Consider the following 16,042-nt stretch of genomic DNA (forward strand, 5'->3'; position numbering starts at 1 on the left):
GCCTCGTTGAAGTCTTCCGTGGGGCCGGGGGGCCTCGCACCAATCCGTTCTCGTGTGCCTGGAGGGCTCGTGTCGAATTCCGTTGACGTCCTGGTCGCCGGTGGTGGTGGCTTCATCGGTGGTCATCTGGTCGCAGACCTGCTCGCCCAGGGCAAGAGCGTGCGCTCGGTGGACGTGAAGCCGCAGTCCGAGTGGTACCAGGTGCACCCCGACGCACAGAACGTCGTCGGCGACCTGTCGCTGCTCGACACGGCGATGGCCCAGACCGCCGGCGCCGAAGAGGTCTACATGCTGGCCGCCGACATGGGCGGCATGGGCTTCATCGAGAACAACAAGGCGCTGTGCATGCTCACCGTGCTGACCAGCACGCACATGCTGCAGGCCGCGCGTGAGCACGACGTGCAGCGCTACTTCTACTCCTCCTCCGCGTGCGTCTATGCCGCCGACAAGCAGGTCGACACCGACATCACCGCGTTGAAGGAGGCCGACGCCTACCCGGCCATGCCGGAGGACGGCTACGGCTGGGAGAAGCTCTTCACCGAGCGGATGTGTCGCCACTTCGAGGAGGACTTCGACCTCACCACGCGGGTGGCGCGCTACCACAACGTCTACGGCCCCGAGGGCACCTGGGACGGTGGCCGGGAGAAGGCCCCGGCCGCGGTGTGCCGCAAGATCGCCACCGCTGCGATCACCGGCGAGCACGAGCTGGAGATCTGGGGCGACGGCGAGCAGACCCGCTCGTTCATGTACATCGACGACTGCCTCAAGGGCTCGCAGATGATCCTCGCCGGCGACTCCAACGTCCCGGTCAACCTCGGCTCCGACGAGCTGGTCTCGATCAACGGCCTGGTCGACATCGTCGAGGAGATCGCCGGTGTGAAGTGCCACCGCAACTACAAGCTCGACGCGCCCCAGGGCGTGCGCGGTCGCAACAGCGACAACACCCAGATCCAGGAGACCTACGGGTGGGCCCCCTCGATCACGCTCGCCGACGGCCTCGCCAAGACCTACGCCTGGGTGTACGACCAGGTGAAGCGCTCGATCGGCTGACCCGATGCGCGTCCTCGTGCACGACTACGCCGGCCACCCCTTCCAGGTGGAGCTCAGCCGCGAGCTGGCCTCCCGCGGCCACGACGTGACCCACTCGTGGTGCGACGCCTACAGCTCCGGCAAGGGCCACCTGGCCGCCGAGCCCGGCGAGACGCTGGTCTTCCGGCCGGTCGGTGCGGGGGAGACGATCGAGAAGCTGGCCTTCGCACGTCGACTCGTCCAGGAAGTGCGCTACGGCTTCGAGCTGGCGCGGGTCGCCCGTGACGAGCGACCCGATGTCGTGATGGTGGCCAACGCGCCGATCCCGACGCTCGTGGTGTTCGCGTTCTTCCTGCTGCTCCGCCGTACCCCGTGGGTGCTCTGGCACCAGGACGTGCAGGCGGTGGCGATCCGCTCGTTCGCCGGCACGAGCCTCTCGAAGGCGTTCTCCCTCGTGGCACGGGGGATCGAGGTCGGAGAGAAGTGGTGCTCACGTCGCGCCGCAGCGGTGGTGGTGATCGCCGACTCGTTCGTCGACGTGCACCGTCAGTGGGGCACCGACGACAAGACCACGGTGATCCCCAACTGGGCGCCGCTCGACGAGATCTACCCCGTCGAGCGCAAGAACGACTGGGCGGTCGAGAACGAGGTCGACGACGTCAAGACGTTGCTCTACTCCGGCACGCTCGGTCTCAAGCACAACCCGGGGCTGCTGGTCGGCCTGGCCCGCGAGGTCATCGACGGCGGACAGCCCGTCCGCCTGGTCGTGGTCAACGAGGGCCCGGCGGTCGACGTACTCCGTGCGGAGGCCGCGCGCCTCGACGTCCCGGTCACGCTGCGGCCGTTCCAGCCCTACGAGCGCCTCCCGGAGGTGCTCGGCTCCGGCGACGTGCTGGTGGTGCTGCTCGAGCAGGACGCCGGGGCGTTCTCGGTGCCCTCGAAGACGTTGTCCTACCTGTGCGCCGGACGACCGGTGCTCGGCCTGATGCCCGCGGAGAACCTGGCCGCGACCCTGATCAGCTCGGTCGACGGCTGCGTGCGGCCGCCGGTCGAGGTGTCGCTCCCGGTGGCTGCCGAGTGGGTGCGCGAGGTGTTCGACGACGCGGAGCTGCGCGACGAGCTGGGCTCGCGGGCGCGTGGACTGGCCGAGCAGGAGTTCGCGTTGGCCGGCTGCGCCGACCGGTTCGAGGAGATCCTGCGCAGTGCTGCTTCGTGAGGTTTCGCCATGGTTCCAACGGAGGCGAGGGACGAGCCGCCTCGAAGGGCGGTCGCTGCGCGACCCCCTCGACCACCGTCGAACCGGCGCGGCCCCGTCAGCCGGACACGGTCTTCTTGAGCGCAGCCACCTCGTCGGCGATCTGCGCCTGCAGGCCGACCCGGTGGAAGAACTTCAGGCTCTCCGGCAACGTCCGGACGGGCTCGGCGGGGTTACCGCGATAGAGCGTCAGTGCCTGCGTCAACTTGGTGGTGACCGTCGAGCCGGCCGACAGGATCGAGCGCTCCGGCAGCCCCGTGCCGTTGAGCAGCGTGCAGTTGCTCATCACCACGCTGCGCGCGCCGAACACCACGGGGGTGCTCTCGAAGCGGTCCTTCACCAGGTTCAGGTTGTGGGTCAGGATCGAGCAACGGAAGCCCGCGACCACGGCGTACTCCTCGAGCTCGATGCGGTCCGAGCAGTCGAGCTCGTGGGCGACGGTGATCATCGCGTAGTCGCCGAGCACCAGGCTCGGGTCGCGGGACGCCTTGCTGAACACCGGCGAGCCGAGCGGGATGCCGGCGATCCGGTTGCGGGTCGCGATGCTGGCGCCCTCACCGAGCCGGAGCTCCTCGAGGTCACGGATCACGTTCATCGGGCCGATGCTCGAACCAGCGCCGAGCGTCACCTTGTTGGCCATGATCAGGCTGCGGCCGACGTACGCCGTGGGGTGGACGTCCCACTTCAGGACGCGTCGCGCCACCTGGTGCTTGAGGCGTTGCGGAAGCACGATCATCAGGACGGCAAGAGCGAGGCGCACGGCGTCACCCTATCCACGTCCACCACTCCAGAGGGAGCGATTGCATGAGCACCCAGCCCGCGGCGCACTACGACCGGGTGCACGAGGCCTGGCGCCTGATCATGGGCGAGGAGTTCCACTACGGCTACTTCTCCTCCGCCGACACCACGCTCGAGGTGGCCACCGCCGCGCTGACCTCCGAGATGTTGTCGCGCGCGGGGATCGGCGAGGGCAACCGGGTGCTCGACGTCGGCTGTGGCACCGGCCGCCAGTCGTGTGACCTCGCCGCCGACCTCGGCGCGTCGGTGCTCGGCATCACCACGTCGGCAAGCGGCGTCGCGGCGGCCTCCGCGCTGGCCCGCTCGCGTGGCGTCGACGCGCGCTTCGAGCAGCGCGACGGCACCGCGAACGGCCTGCCCGACGGGTCCTTCGACGTGGTCTGGGCGCTGGAGTCCTCCCACCTGATGCGCGACCGGGCCGGGCTGCTCTCCGAGTCCGCGCGGGTGCTGGCCCCCGGCGGCCGGTTCGTGCTGTGCGACATCATCCGCAAGCGCGAGATCCCGTTCCTGGAGGTGCGTTCGCGGCGGCACGACCTCGCGGTGCTGCGCTCCGCCTTCGGGGACGCGCACATGGAGCCGTTGGCGGCCTACGCCTCCTCGCTCGAGGACCTCGGCCTGGAGGTCCTCGACGCCACCGACATCTCCGAGCCCACGCTGGGCACCTTCGCCGCGTGGCGCGCCAACGTGGCCGCCCACGAGGCGACGTTGCTCGAGCTGCTGGACCGCCAGTCCGTCGACGACTTCGTGCGCGCGACCGAGGTGCTCGAGGCGTTCTGGAACGACGGCACGCTCGGCTACGGGATACTCGCCGCGGTGAAGCCCTGACCAACCCGACCAAGCCGACCAACCTGTCTCCTCTGTTCTCCGTTGTCCTCCTGCCTGCCTGACTCTTCCTGATCACCGATTCGAAAAGGACCGACCGTGCCCTCTGCAGACCAGACGCTCACCGTCATCACCCAGTTCCTCGCGCGCGCCGACAAGTCCGCCGCCGACGTCACGCCGGCCACCGGCCTCTACGGCGACGGGCTCGAGCTCGACTCGCTGGAGGCCGCCGAGCTCTCCGCGATGCTCGAGGACGAGTTCGGCACCGACCCGTTCTCGTCCGGCGACGAGCTCCCGCAGACCGTGGGCGACGTCCTCGCGTTCTACGAGGTCGCCGCGCCCGCATGATCCGTCTCCTCGCGCGCGCTGCGGCCGCCGTGCCCGACCAGGTCGCGGTGGTCACAACCGAGGGTTCACCGACGTACGCCGACCTGTTGCGCGACGCCCACCTGGTCGCCGCCGCCCTTCTTTCGCCGAGACGGCACGTGTTGACGCGTGACAGCGCCGAGTCGGGACGTGTTGACGCCTTTGACCGAGTCGCGATCGTCGAGCCCGATGCTGCCTGGGTGATCCGCCTGCTGGCCGGGGCTGCCGTGGCGGGTGTCGAGCCGTGTCAGTACCAACCCGACACCCAGCTCGCCGAGTTGTCGCCGCAACTGGCGGCCTTCGGTCACGACGTCGTGGTGACTCGGCGCGATGACCTGGTCGAGGCACTGTCGGCTGCCGGAGTCAGCGTCGTCCGGCCCGAGTCGCTGCTGACCCCGTCAACCCGCGCCGACTCGGCATCGTCTGGGGTCAACTCGCGCCGACTCGAGGGCTCGGACCCGTCACCTCGCGCCGACGAGGCGCAACCGCTGCTGATCCGCACCACCGGCACCACCGGCGAGCCCAAGGCCGCCCGTCACGACTGGCGGGTGCTCGAGCAGACGGTGGCCCGGGCGAAGCCGCGTCCGCACCATCGGTGGTTGCTCGCCTACGGGCCGCAGCAGTTCGCCGGGATCCAGGTGCTGCAACACGTGATCGCCGCGCAGGCCACCCTCGTTGCCCCGTTCCCGCGCCAACCGCGTGACGGGCTCGAGGCACTGCTCACCCAGGACGTGACCTGCGTCAGTGCCACCCCGACGTACTGGCGGTTCCTGCTCACCGAGGCCCGCAGCCGCGGGGTGCACCTGCCCGGCCTGGAGCAGATCACCCTCGGTGGCGAGGCGATCCCGCCCGACCTGTTGGACGAGCTGAAGAAGGCGTTCCCGACCGCGCGCATCTCGCAGGTCTATGCCTCGACCGAGCTCGGCTCGATCGTCTCCGTCGGCGACGGTCGCGCCGGGTTCTCCGTGGACAAGCTGGTCTCCGACACGAACCCGGACGCGCACCTGCGCATCCTCGACGGCGAGCTGTGGGTGCGTCGTACGCCCGGGATGCTCGGCTACGCCCGAGCGGCAGCCGCCCGGCACGACGAGGACGAGTGGAGACCCACCGGCGACCTCGTCGAGGTCGTGGCGGACCGGGTCGAGTTCCGGGGCCGCGACAGCGAGGTCATCAACGTCGGCGGAGTGAAGGTCCACCCGCTGCCGGTCGAGAACGCGATCGCCGCGCTCGACGGCGTCGCGCTGGCCCGCGTGTTCGGGCGCGCCAACAAGCTCACCGGTGCGATCGTGGCGGCCGAGGTCGTCGCCGCCGACGGCACCGACGAAGAAGACGTACGCCGCGCGATCAAGGCCGCGGTCGCCGACCTGCCCCGCGCCTGGCACCCGCGCAGCATCACCTTTGTCGAGGCCATCGCAACGCGTGGCGAGAAAACAGTGAGAAGGATGGAACAGTGACCGCACCCGAAGAGACCCGCGTCGCCCTCGTCACCGGGGGGAGCAAGGGCCTCGGAGCCGGCATCGTCGAGGCCTACCTCGAGGCCGGCTACATCGTGGAGACCTGCTCGCGCTCCTCGACCGACCTGGTCACCAAGCTCGAGGGCGACTTCCCCGACCACTTCGCCTTCGCGGCCGTCGACATCTCCGACTCGGCCGCGGCCGACGCGTGGGTCAAGGACGTGGCGAAGCGTCGCGGCCGCATCGACGTGCTCGTCAACAACGCCGGCACCGCGCCCGAGGGCGTGATCGCGCTCTTCGACGACGCCGCGATCGACCAGGTCGTCGACCTCAACATCAAGGGGACGGCCTTCGTCACCCGCGCCGCCTCGCGGGTGATGCTCGCGCGCCGCAGCGGCTCCATCGTCAACGTGTCGTCGGTGGTCGGGATGTCCGGCTACCGCGGACTGTCGATGTACAGCGCCACCAAGGCTGCTCTCGACGGGATGACCCGGGGCCTGGCCCGTGAGCTCGGCTCGCGCGGCATCACCGTGAACAGCGTCGCGCCCGGTTATCTCCGCACCGAGATGAGCCACGGCCTCGACGAGGGCCAGCTCGGCCAGATCACCCGGCGTACGCCGGCGGGCCGGCTCGGCGAGCCAGCCGACGTCGCGCGGGCCGTGCTGTTCCTCACCGACCCGGCGAACACCTACATCACCGGCCAGGTGCTGGTCGTCGACGGCGGCCTCACCGCCTGATCCATCGCCCCTCGCCCGATAGTCCCTAACGTCCGGCAGGTCTGCACGCCGTTCTCACCTGCCAGACGTTAGGGAGTATCGAGGGAGGGCAAATCTCAGGATGTGAGCGGAGAGTCCGAGGAGTGAGATGCGGACTTCGTGTGGCGATGCGGGCGACGTAGTCTTTCCACCATGTTCACGACACACCTGACCAAGCGCCGCGCAGTGGATCACTGCCGCACGCGCTCGGCCCTGTGTCGAATGTCCTGACGGGACGCCCTTTTCCCGCCGCGAACCGGCCTGACTCCAGGCCTCCCAGCGCGCAGCCGCGTCCCGTGCCCTCCGGCATGCAGTCGCAACCGGTGAGCCTCGCCCCAGCCCACGCCGGCCACCCCACTCGGGTAGGTCCCGAGGGTGCCAGCCACGGGCGGTGAGAGCTTGCCCTCGACGGACCAGACCCAGGACCAGGAGCAACACCATGAGCAAGCAGATCGATCCGCGCGGACCGCAGTTCGCGGCTGCGGTGACGTCGGTCGTGCTGGTCGTCGTGCTCCTGATCGCCCCGGCCACCATCGGCGTCGCGCTGCTCGGCGCACAAGCCGCGCTGTTCGCGCTCGGCGCCGGCCTGGGGGTCCAGAGGACCCCTCACGCATGGGTCTTCAAGAACCTGGTCCGCCCACGACTGTCTGCCCCCACCGAACTCGAGGACGCCGCACCGCCGCGCTTCGCCCAGACCGTCGGACTGGGCTTCACGGCGGTCGGCCTCCTCGGATACCTCACCGGCGCCACGCTCGTGGGGGACATCGCGGTCGGCCTCGCGTTGGCCGCGGCACTGCTGAACGCGGTCTTCGCGTTCTGCCTCGGTTGCGAGATGTACCTCCTCGGGCGGCGGGCGTTCACCCGCTCCGCCGCGCCGGCAACCAACTGACACCTGACCTCAGCAACAATCGAAAGAGAGAAACAAGATGAGCCGCGAAGACACCCTCGTCTCGACCCAGTGGGCCGAGGACAACATCGACAACGACCAGGTCGTCCTGATCGAGGTCGACGAGGACACCACGTCCTACGACAAAGGCCACATCAGGGGTGCCATCAAGTTCGACTGGACCAACGACCTCCAGGACCAGGTCCGCCGCGACATCATCAACAAGGAGGGCTTCGAGGCCCTGCTGAGCAAGAACGGCGTGAGCAACGACCACACCGTCGTGCTCTACGGCGGCAACAACAACTGGTTCGCCGCCTACGCCTACTGGTACTTCAAGCTCTACGGCCACAACGACGTCAAGCTGGTCGACGGTGGCCGCAAGAAGTGGGAGCTCGAGTCCCGCGAGCTGGTCCAGGACGTCCCGGAGCGCACCGCCACGACGTACGTCGCCCAGGACCTCGACACCACCAAGCGCGCGAACCGTGACGACGTGGTCGCCGCGATCGGCGCCCAGAACCTGGTCGACGTCCGCAGCCCCGACGAGTACGCCGGCCGCCTGCTCGCCCCGGCCCACCTCCCGCAGGAGCAGGCCCAGCGCGCCGGCCACCCGCCGACCGCCTCCAACATCCCGTGGAGCAAGGCCGCGAACGACGACGGCACCTTCAAGTCCAACGAGGAGCTGACCAAGCTCTACGAGGAGGCCGGCGTCGACTTCTCCAAGGACACCATCGCCTACTGCCGCATCGGCGAGCGCTCCTCGCACACGTGGGTCGTGCTGCACGAGCTGCTCGGTCACGAGAACACCAAGAACTACGACGGTTCCTGGGTCGAGTACGGCTCCCTCGTGGGTGTCCCGATCGTCCTCGGCGACGAGCGTGGAGAGGCCTGAGCATGTGCGGAGCAACTGCTGGGGGACTCTCCCTCGACGGCGTCAAGGTCGACCAGGAGGCCGTGATCCAGGGCCAGGTCACCCGCGGCGGCGAGCCGGTCGGCAACGCCTACGTGCGCCTGCTCGACAAGACCGGTGAATTCACCGCCGAGGTCCCGACGTCGGCGACCGGTCACTTCCGGTTCTTCGCCAACGACGGCGACTGGACCCTCCGCACGCTGGCCGCGGGTGCGGACGTGACCGACAAGAAGGTCGTCGCCGCGGTTGGTTCCGTGGCAGAGGTGGCCATCGCCATCTGATTGCTGTCTCGACACCGGCCCGTGACCCCTCGCTCGAGGGGTGACGGGCCGGTCTGCATTTCGCACTCTGTCGTCGGCGGTTGAGGAGGTTGCGCAGCACCGTCCTCCGACGGTGGTTGAGGAGGTTGCGCAGAACCGTCCTCCGACGGTGGTTGAGGAGGTTGCGCAGCAACCGTCTCGAAACCACTCCCACCCCCGAGCCGTCACGATTCCGGCCGCGGGTCGTTGATCACGTCGCGACAGTTCTGCGAAAGGGACTCCTGTGACTTCTGACCTGCGCATCGGCGTGATCGGCTGCGGTTACCTCGGCGCGACCACGGCCTCCTGCCTGGCGAGCCTTGGGTTCCACGTGATCGCCCAGGACATCAGCGAGGAACGCATCGCCGCTCTCTCAGCGGGGATGACCCCGTTCTTCGAGCCCGGACTCGACGAGCTCGTCGCTGACGGCGTCGCCTCGGGTCGCCTCGAGTTCACCCACGACCTGTCACGCGTGGCCGACCATGCCGACGCGATCTTCCTCTGCCTCGGCACGCCGCAGGCTCATGGCGAGCTGCAGGCCGATTTGAGCCAGTTCGAGTCCGCCTGCGCCGCGCTGTTCCCGCTGCTGACCAAGCCGGTCGTGGTGATCGGCAAGTCGACCACCCCGGTGGGTTCGGCGGCCAGATTCCGTGACGAGGCGCGCGCGCTCGCCCCGGCCGGCGACGACGTCGAGCTCTGCTGGAACCCCGAGTTCCTCCAGGAGGGCAACGCGATCCGCAACACCCTGCACCCCGACCGCATCGTGATGGGCCTGCACCCCGACGACCAGCGCTCCGAAGACGTCGTACGCCGGGTCTTCGCCACGCCGATCGCCGAGGACCAGATCCCCGTCATCACCACCGACCTGCAGACCGCCGAGCTGGTCAAGGCCAGCGCCAACGCGTTCCTGGCCACCAAGATCTCGTTCATCAACGCGATGTCGGAGGTGTGCACGGCGGCCGGCGGTGACGTGGTCACGTTGTCGGAGGCGTTGAGCCACGACGTACGCATCGGGGGTCAGTTCCTCAAGCCGGGCCTGGGATTCGGGGGTGGCTGCCTGCCGAAGGACATCCGTGCCTTCATGGCGCGGGCCTCCGAGATCGGCGTCCCGCACGCGCTCGGCTTCCTGCACGAGGTCGACATGATCAACGGACGGTGCCGCGAGCACGTGGTCGCCCTGGCCGAGAGCCTGCTCGACGGCGACGTCCGCGACAAGCGGATCACCATCCTGGGTGCCGCGTTCAAGCCCGGTTCCGACGACATCCGTGACTCGCCGGCGCTCGACGTGGCCGGACAGCTGCACCTCGCCGGAGCCGACGTCGTCGTCCATGACCCGCGCGCGATCGAGCCGGCGCGCCGCGAGCGCCCGAAGCTCGACTACTGCGAGGACCTGGTGAAGGCCTGCCACGAGGCCGACCTCGTCATGCTGCTGACCGACTGGCCGGAGTACGTCGACCTCGACCCGGCCTCGCTGGTCGGCATCGTGGCCAAGCCGGTGATCATCGACGCCCGGCACTGCCTCGACCCGGCTGCCTGGCAGACCGCGGGCTTCGACTACCGCTCGCTGGGGCGCGGCCAGTTCGCCTGAGCCACCGGGCGCCCGCGGGGGCGCGCTCGCTGTCCAGCAAGCTGAGCGCTCCAAAACGGACCACTTTCGGCTCGGAAGTGGTGCGTTTCGGAGCACTCACGACGCCTCGCTGGTGCTGCGAGCTCGGCGGTGCTGATCGGGCCGGGGAACGGCGGTGGCCGGGTGGCCCGCGTGGCCTGTGGATGGCGCCCACGACGTACGGCGGATTCAGTCAGGCTCGAAGCCATGCTCATCCCACCCGCCGACCCGCTGCCCATCCCACCCGCCGACCCGCTGCCCATCCCACCCGCCGACCAGCTGCCCATCCCACCCGAGGACCCGCTCCAGGAGGCCAGGCTGGTTCCGCCACCGCCCCGACTTGACCCGCCACGGTTTGTGCCGCCGGTGCGCCTGGACAGCACCGGAGCCGCCGGTCCCACCAGGTCGCAGGCGCGCGGCAAGAAGTGGCGCCGCTGTGGCCACGGGTGGGTTGTCGAAGACCACGGCGAGATCGATCAACCCGCCCAGAGGATCGTCGAAGCGGCGGTTGGCCTGTCGCCGGGGGAGGCGGTCACCGGGTGGTGCAGCATCCATCTGGCCCGTGCCAGATACTTCGACGGCGCCACGACCATCCGGCGCACGAACCTGCCCGTCCGGGTGCTGGTCGGTTGGGACCGGCGATCGAGCGAGGCAGCGACGTACTCCCGCGCGGCTCTCTCGCGTGACGAGATCGTGCTGCGCCATGGAATTCCGTGCACCAACATCCACCGCGCCCTCCTCGACGAGCTCTGCGTGACCAGTGACATCAGGGATGCGGTCGTGCTCGTCGACATGGTGCTGCATGCCGAACTCACGTCGCTGAACCGCTTCGAGGCGTATCTGGCAGGAGCTCCGCGGCGTCGGGGGCTGCGGATGGCTCGTCGCGCGGTGGCCCTGGCCGTCGAGGGGTCCGAGTCGCCGCGTGAGACCTTGATGCGCTTGGTCTGGGTGCTCGACGCAGGATTGCCCCAGCCGCTCTGCAACCGTTCGGTCCATGACCTGAGCGGACGATTCGTTGCGCGACCAGATCTGCTGTCGTCGGAGTTCGGGGTGGTTGGTGAGTACGACGGCGAGAACCATCGCGAGACTCGGCGTCGGCGCAGGGACATCGATCGGGAGGCCAAGATGCGAAACCTCGGTCTCGAGGTGTTCAGCTTCGTGGCGGGGGAGCTGCATGACCGCGAGGCAGCGGCTCGCCGGATGCTGGGTGCAGTGGCTCGGGCCAGACGTTCGCGCCTGCCTCGTCGGTGGAGCACTGAGCCGATCGGCCCGGGGCCGGATTCTCTCGATGACAGATTGCGCCTGCGGGAGGTGATGACGAAGTTCGTCCGCGGCGAGGTGGCGCTGGCGGACTTGTTGCGCGAAACCCCAGCCTCCCCGGCGTCGCCAGCGGCGCGGTGAGCGCTCCGAAACGGACCATTCCTGGCGGGAAAGTGGGCCGTTTTGGAGCGCTCAGCGAGCCAGGAGCGCTCAGAGGCCGGTGACCTCGGGGTGCTCGCGGAACCACTCGATCGTGCGGCGCAGGCCCTCGTCGGCCGAGACCTCGGGCTCCCAGCCGAGCTCACGCTGGGCCAGGGTGATGTCGGGTCGGCGCACGGTCGGGTCGTCGACCGGCCGCTCGATGTGCACCGTCTCCGACGACGAACCGACCAGCTTCACGATCCACTGGGCCAGCTCCAGCATCGAGATCTCGTGCGGGTTGCCGATGTTGACCGGACCGGCCAGCGAGGAGCGCGTCAGCGCGAGGATCCCGGTCACCAGGTCGTCGACGTAGCAGATCGAACGGGTCTGGCTGCCGTCGCCGGCGATCGTGATCGGGTCGCCACGCAGCGACTGGCGCACGAAGTTGGGGATCGCACGACCGTCGTTGGGGCGCATCCGCGGCCCGAAGGTGTTGAAGATGCGGACGATGCCGGTGTCGGTGCCGTACGTCGTGCGGTAGCCGGTCACCAGCGCCTCGGAGAACCGCTTCGCCTCGTCGTAGACGCTACGGGGTCCGACGGGGTTCACGTGGCCCCAGTAGTCCTCGGTCTGCGGGTGGATCTGCGGGTCGCCGTACACCTCGGAGGTCGAGGCCATGATGAAGCGGGCGCCCTGCGCGCGGGCCAGCTCGAGCCCGTTCATGGTGCCGAGCGAGCCGACGTGCAACGTCTCGATCGGGTGCTCGAGGTAGTCCACAGGTGAGGCCGGGGAGGCGAAGTTGAGCACCGCGTCGACCTGGCCCTCCACGGGCAGCGACACCGAGACGTCCGCCTCGACCAGTGAGAAGAGCGGGGTCCCGGCGAGGTGCGCGACGTTCGACGCGGAGCCGGTGATGAAGTTGTCGACCGCGACCACCTCGTGGCCCTCGCCGACCAGTCGCTCGCACAGGTGCGAGCCGAGGAAGCCGGCGCCGCCCATCACGACGTACCGCTGTTGCTTGCTCACTGCTGTTCCTCACTGTCGAGCAGCGCCTCGAGCGCTGCGGTGAACTCGGCCACCGGGATGGTGATGTCGTCCTGCACGCCGCCCATGGGGTTGCCCTCGCGGACCGTGCGCGCGGAGGTGCCGACCAGATGGGCGTACGTCGACGACGGGATGTTCGAGGCGATCGCCCAGAAGCACTTGTTGAGGTAGCGGGGCGCGAAGAGCTCGAGGATGCGCACACCGGGGGAGCAGAAGTTGAGGTTGGTGAGCGCGGCCCCATGGGGCGCCACGATCACCGAGGCCGCGGCGAAGTGGTCGATCTGCTCCTGCACGGAGAGCGCCCCGCAGTCGATCCTGACGAACCCGTGCCGGGAGAGGATCGAGAAGATCTCGTCCTCGTTCACCAGCCGGCGGGTGTTCCTCGCGCTCCCGCGGGTGATGTAGATCCGCGACGGCAGCGTCGAGGCGGCGGCCGAGGGTGGGAACGTGCGAGCCAGCCACTGGGTCGACCACGGCGGCATCATCGTGTCGGGGTTGGTCATCGAGGGAACCAGCAGCTGCTCCGCGCGCCAGGCCCGGTCGCGCAACGGCGGCACCGTCGAGACGTGGGAGAGGCCGAGCTTGTCGAGGAACTGCTCCTGGTAGCGCGAGCCACGACTGAGCAGGAGGTGGTCGGGCACCCGGTCGACCAGCCCGCGCTCGAGCGCCTCCGTGAAGACACCCCACCGGGGCAGCAGGTCGGTGACGAAGTGGAAGTAGTTGCCGCCGGTGCCGCGGGTGGCCAAGGAGAGCAGCGACCCGTCGACGTCGGTCACCTGCGGCATCCGCGCGCGCAGGTAGATCGGGTGCTCGCGCCAGCCGTCGACGCCGTAGTACTCCGACGTCTCGTAGTCGAGCACGCCACCGGGCGTCACGTGCGCGGCGTAGTCGCCGACGACCAGTCCGTCCTCGATCGAGAGCAGGAAGCGGCGGGGCTCCTCGTAGTCACCGAGGCCGCGCCAGAACCAGTGGCCGGTGGGCTCCGTGCGCGGCGCAGGGCGCGCCGGCGCCAGGAGTCGTACGTCGGCAGCCGGGTCGAGGCGGACGGTCTCGTCGACCGACGCGGTGCCGACGTGGGGCAGGCGTGGGCGTGGGTCGCGTTCGTCGGAGCGCGCGGCGAAGCTGCGCGCACGAGGCGGGGCGTGACTGCCGCCAGCGCCGGGCTGGGCGTGACGACCGGCAGCTGGGGCGCGGGTGATCGCGCCGACGCGACGGGTGGCGAAGCGGTGCGCCCGCTTCACGTAGGGAAAGGCAGGCTCGAGCCAGTTGGGCAGGCGGGACACGTCAGCGGGCCAGCCAGACGGTGCCCTGTCGCGGACCGGCCGGCTCGTGCCGACGCAGCGTGAAACCACACGCGGTGAAGAACGCGGACAGCTCGTCCCACGAGTGGCCGGGCACGTCGTGGTACTCCATGACCACGCGCGAGACCGATTCCCAGTCGGCGGGCGAGGAGCCCAGCACGATGTCGTACTCAGCGCCCTCGGTGTCGATCTTGACCAGGTCGACCCGCCCGCCGGCGTTGGCCACCGCGGCCGAGAAGGGGATGCAGCGCACCGAGACCAGGTCCGCGGACCCCGCCGGCGCGGTGAGGCCGTTCAGGCCGGACGCGTGGCCGTTGTCGGCGAACGCCAGCGAGCCCTGGTGGTCGGAGACCGCCGTCGCGTGCACCGTCACCGAGTCGTCGAAGCCGTTGGCCGTGACGTTGCGGCGCAGCCACTCCGCCGTCGAGGGGGAGGCCTCGTAGGCGTGCACCTTGACCCGCTTCGCGGCGCGCACCAGGGCCAGCGAGAAGCAGCCGACCTGGCCGCCGATGTCGAGCGCGACCAGTGCCGGCGGCAGGCCGGAGAGGGTCTCCTTCATCCGGTAGGCGTCCTCGGAGAACACCTCGTAGATGGGCACCCGGGCACCGGCCACGTTGGGGCAGGACACCTCGCCGCCACCTCGCAGGCGATAGGTCAGCGACGGACGCCGCCACGGCGTCCGCGCGGAGGCGAGGTTGAACAGCAGCGGTACGCCGTTGGCGTACTGCAGGGTCTGGCGCACTCGGCGTACGGCGAGGCTGGGTCGACGGCTCACATGGACTCCGAATTGTGCGTGGTGGTGAGGTGGCCGCGGGGATCACGAACCGGGAAGGCGAGGTCGCGCTCGGTGGGGGACGGAGCGGCAGGAGCCGGCGCGTCCGGCTCCTCGGTGTGCACCGCGGCCAGGATCGCCAGCGCGAGGCCGGCCCACACGAAGCGGTCCCACAGTGAGTTCGTGATCACCGCGACGGCGGCGTAGGAGAGCGGCACGTAGCCCAGTCGGCGCAACGGCCCGGGCTGGAAGAGCGGGACGATGAAGTTCCACAACAGCATCACGAACGCCAGTGCACCGAAGATGCCGATGCCGACGGCGACCTGCAGATAGACGTTGTGCGCGTCGAGTGCGGTGATGTCGAATCCGTTGCCCTGCAAGGGTTTGGCGAGGAACTCCTCGATGCCGGTGGCGAACGCCTTCTCCCGGGCGAGGTCGGAGTAGGACGCCGTGGAGTCGCCCTTGAGCCGGGCCAGGGCCGAGCCCTCGCCGGCGACCGAGATCAACCAGTTGAGCGAGGCGATGCCCAGGAGCGCGGTCGAGACGACGAGGTAGGCCGACATCACCGATCGCTCGACCAGCGGATAGAGCAGCGCGAGCATCACCATCGCGAGCAGGGCGGCCCGGCTGCCGGACAGCACGGCGCTGGCCAGGGCCATGCCACCCCCGGACAGCACCAGGAACCGCATCCACCGGTTCTGGTGGCGCGACCAGAGGTGGATCAGCATCCCGAAGGCCATCAGCGCGCCGAGCGCGAAGAAGTTGGTGTGGGTGGTGAGTCCCAGGTAGCGCCCGTTGGGCTGCGGGCCGGTGACGAAGCCGCCGAGAAGGCTGATCGTCGTGCCGGCCACGAACGACCAGGCCAGCCCGTCGACCAGCTTGACGGAGGGGCGCCACCACAGGAACAGGAGCGGGAGCACGACGACCGAGGCGACGAGCCGGAAGCCGTAGTTGAGGCTGATCAGCGGCGCCTCGTTGAGCAGCGACGCGACCACGGTGAGCACCAGGATCAGAGACCCCGCGACCGCGAACCCCATCGGCACCTTGGCCTTGCGCTGCAGCATGGTCGGGACCAGCAGCGCGAAGCCGGCAGCGAAGAACAGGTCGGAGAACGTCACGAACGACACCGACTGCGAGGGTCGGACGTCGTTCATCGGGGCGAAGACCATCGCCGCGATCATGGCGAGGGTGCCCAGCCGGTCGGTGCCGAGGGTGATCAGCATGGTCAGGCCGACGGCGAGGACCACCGCAGCGATCATCCCGAAGGTGCCGAGGGTGGCCAACGCCAGCAGCCCGACCAGGGCCAGCAGCCCGGATCCGTAGGTGGCGATGGAGGTCATCTGGGGA

General features: G+C 69.5%; 16 protein-coding genes. 11 read left to right on the plus strand and 5 right to left on the minus strand.

The window, feature by feature from the left end; genetic code table 11:
- Positions 1-69 precede the first annotated feature (69 nt).
- Together ncot_RS01965 and ncot_RS01970 are read left to right on the plus strand one after the other, a co-directional pair.
- On the plus strand, positions 70-1,050 hold the full coding sequence (locus ncot_RS01965; protein WP_168616091.1) for an NAD-dependent epimerase/dehydratase family protein: 981 nt from the start codon (positions 70-72) through the stop codon (positions 1,048-1,050).
- A 4-nt stretch (positions 1,051-1,054) separates the two neighbouring features.
- Complete coding sequence (locus ncot_RS01970) at positions 1,055-2,245, plus strand: glycosyltransferase family 4 protein (protein ID WP_168616092.1); 1,191 nt, start codon at positions 1,055-1,057, stop codon at positions 2,243-2,245.
- A 97-nt stretch (positions 2,246-2,342) separates the two neighbouring features.
- On the opposite strand, the gene ncot_RS01975 is transcribed toward ncot_RS01970, so the two are convergent.
- The gene (locus ncot_RS01975; RefSeq protein ID WP_168616093.1) at positions 2,343-3,044 is read right to left on the minus strand and encodes a hypothetical protein; all 702 of its coding nucleotides are present in this window, start codon (positions 3,042-3,044) and stop codon (positions 2,343-2,345) included.
- Between the two features lie 44 nt (positions 3,045-3,088).
- Between ncot_RS01975 and ncot_RS01980 the strand changes: the two genes are divergently transcribed.
- The 9 genes from ncot_RS01980 to ncot_RS02020 all read left to right on the plus strand — a co-directional run bounded on the left by ncot_RS01980 (position 3,089) and on the right by ncot_RS02020 (position 11,578).
- Positions 3,089-3,907, plus strand: a complete 819-nt coding sequence (locus ncot_RS01980) for a methyltransferase domain-containing protein (RefSeq protein WP_168616094.1) — start codon at positions 3,089-3,091, stop codon at positions 3,905-3,907.
- 96 nt (positions 3,908-4,003) lie between these two features.
- Complete coding sequence (locus tag ncot_RS01985) at positions 4,004-4,252, plus strand: phosphopantetheine-binding protein (RefSeq protein WP_168616095.1); 249 nt, start codon at positions 4,004-4,006, stop codon at positions 4,250-4,252.
- Entirely contained in the window at positions 4,249-5,724 is a 1,476-nt protein-coding gene (locus ncot_RS01990) for a class I adenylate-forming enzyme family protein (RefSeq protein WP_168616096.1), read from the plus strand. Before ncot_RS01985 ends, ncot_RS01990 begins: the two co-directional genes overlap by 4 nt.
- Positions 5,721-6,461, plus strand: a complete 741-nt coding sequence (locus ncot_RS01995; protein WP_168616097.1) for an SDR family oxidoreductase — start codon at positions 5,721-5,723, stop codon at positions 6,459-6,461. The genes ncot_RS01990 and ncot_RS01995 overlap by 4 nt, the downstream gene beginning before the upstream one ends.
- Positions 6,462-6,918: 457 nt before the next feature.
- Positions 6,919-7,368, plus strand: a complete 450-nt coding sequence (locus ncot_RS02000; protein WP_168616098.1) for a DUF4395 domain-containing protein — start codon at positions 6,919-6,921, stop codon at positions 7,366-7,368.
- A gap of 37 nt (positions 7,369-7,405) precedes the next feature.
- Positions 7,406-8,254, plus strand: coding sequence for a sulfurtransferase (locus ncot_RS02005; RefSeq protein ID WP_168616099.1), 849 nt, complete (start codon positions 7,406-7,408; stop codon positions 8,252-8,254).
- A gap of 2 nt (positions 8,255-8,256) precedes the next feature.
- The gene (locus tag ncot_RS02010) at positions 8,257-8,553 is read left to right on the plus strand and encodes a DUF1416 domain-containing protein (RefSeq protein WP_168616100.1); all 297 of its coding nucleotides are present in this window, start codon (positions 8,257-8,259) and stop codon (positions 8,551-8,553) included.
- 262 nt (positions 8,554-8,815) lie between these two features.
- Complete coding sequence (locus ncot_RS02015; RefSeq protein ID WP_240938025.1) at positions 8,816-10,159, plus strand: UDP-glucose/GDP-mannose dehydrogenase family protein; 1,344 nt, start codon at positions 8,816-8,818, stop codon at positions 10,157-10,159.
- Positions 10,160-10,384: 225 nt separating this feature from the next.
- Positions 10,385-11,578: a hypothetical protein gene (locus ncot_RS02020; RefSeq protein ID WP_168616101.1), complete on the plus strand. Its 1,194-nt coding sequence runs from the start codon at positions 10,385-10,387 to the stop codon at positions 11,576-11,578.
- Positions 11,579-11,647: 69 nt separating this feature from the next.
- Here the strand turns inward: ncot_RS02020 and ncot_RS02025 are convergent, their stop codons facing one another.
- Genes ncot_RS02025 through ncot_RS02040 form a run of 4 tightly spaced genes read right to left on the minus strand, consistent with a single transcriptional unit; the run spans position 11,648 to position 16,035 of the window.
- Complete coding sequence (locus ncot_RS02025; RefSeq protein ID WP_240938026.1) at positions 11,648-12,604, minus strand: UDP-glucuronic acid decarboxylase family protein; 957 nt, start codon at positions 12,602-12,604, stop codon at positions 11,648-11,650.
- Complete coding sequence (locus tag ncot_RS02030; protein ID WP_168616102.1) at positions 12,601-13,905, minus strand: glycosyltransferase family 61 protein; 1,305 nt, start codon at positions 13,903-13,905, stop codon at positions 12,601-12,603. Before ncot_RS02030 ends, ncot_RS02025 begins: the two co-directional genes overlap by 4 nt.
- A gap of 1 nt (position 13,906) precedes the next feature.
- Positions 13,907-14,698, minus strand: coding sequence for an FkbM family methyltransferase (locus ncot_RS02035; RefSeq protein ID WP_168616103.1), 792 nt, complete (start codon positions 14,696-14,698; stop codon positions 13,907-13,909).
- Positions 14,695-16,035: a hypothetical protein gene (locus ncot_RS02040; RefSeq protein WP_168616104.1), complete on the minus strand. Its 1,341-nt coding sequence runs from the start codon at positions 16,033-16,035 to the stop codon at positions 14,695-14,697. The genes ncot_RS02035 and ncot_RS02040 overlap by 4 nt, the downstream gene beginning before the upstream one ends.
- Between the last annotated feature and the right edge of the window lie 7 nt (positions 16,036-16,042).

The sequence above is a fragment of the Nocardioides sp. JQ2195 genome, from assembly GCF_012272695.1.
Taxonomy (GTDB): domain Bacteria; phylum Actinomycetota; class Actinomycetes; order Propionibacteriales; family Nocardioidaceae; genus Nocardioides.

Bases quoted from the DNA above. Each gene is read 5' to 3' on its own strand.
- ncot_RS02005 (WP_168616099.1), top strand. From the start codon at position 7,406: ATGAGCCGCGAAGACACCCTCGTCTCGACCCAGTGGGCCGAGGACAAC.
- ncot_RS01970 (WP_168616092.1), top strand. From the start codon at position 1,055: ATGCGCGTCCTCGTGCACGACTACGCCGGCCACCCCTTCCAGGTGGAG.
- ncot_RS02000 (WP_168616098.1), top strand. From the start codon at position 6,919: ATGAGCAAGCAGATCGATCCGCGCGGACCGCAGTTCGCGGCTGCGGTG.
- ncot_RS01990 (WP_168616096.1), top strand. From the start codon at position 4,249: ATGATCCGTCTCCTCGCGCGCGCTGCGGCCGCCGTGCCCGACCAGGTC.
- ncot_RS01980 (WP_168616094.1), top strand. From the start codon at position 3,089: ATGAGCACCCAGCCCGCGGCGCACTACGACCGGGTGCACGAGGCCTGG.
- ncot_RS02040 (WP_168616104.1), bottom strand. From the start codon at position 16,035: ATGACCTCCATCGCCACCTACGGATCCGGGCTGCTGGCCCTGGTCGGG.
- ncot_RS02020 (WP_168616101.1), top strand. From the start codon at position 10,385: ATGCTCATCCCACCCGCCGACCCGCTGCCCATCCCACCCGCCGACCCG.
- ncot_RS02010 (WP_168616100.1), top strand. From the start codon at position 8,257: ATGTGCGGAGCAACTGCTGGGGGACTCTCCCTCGACGGCGTCAAGGTC.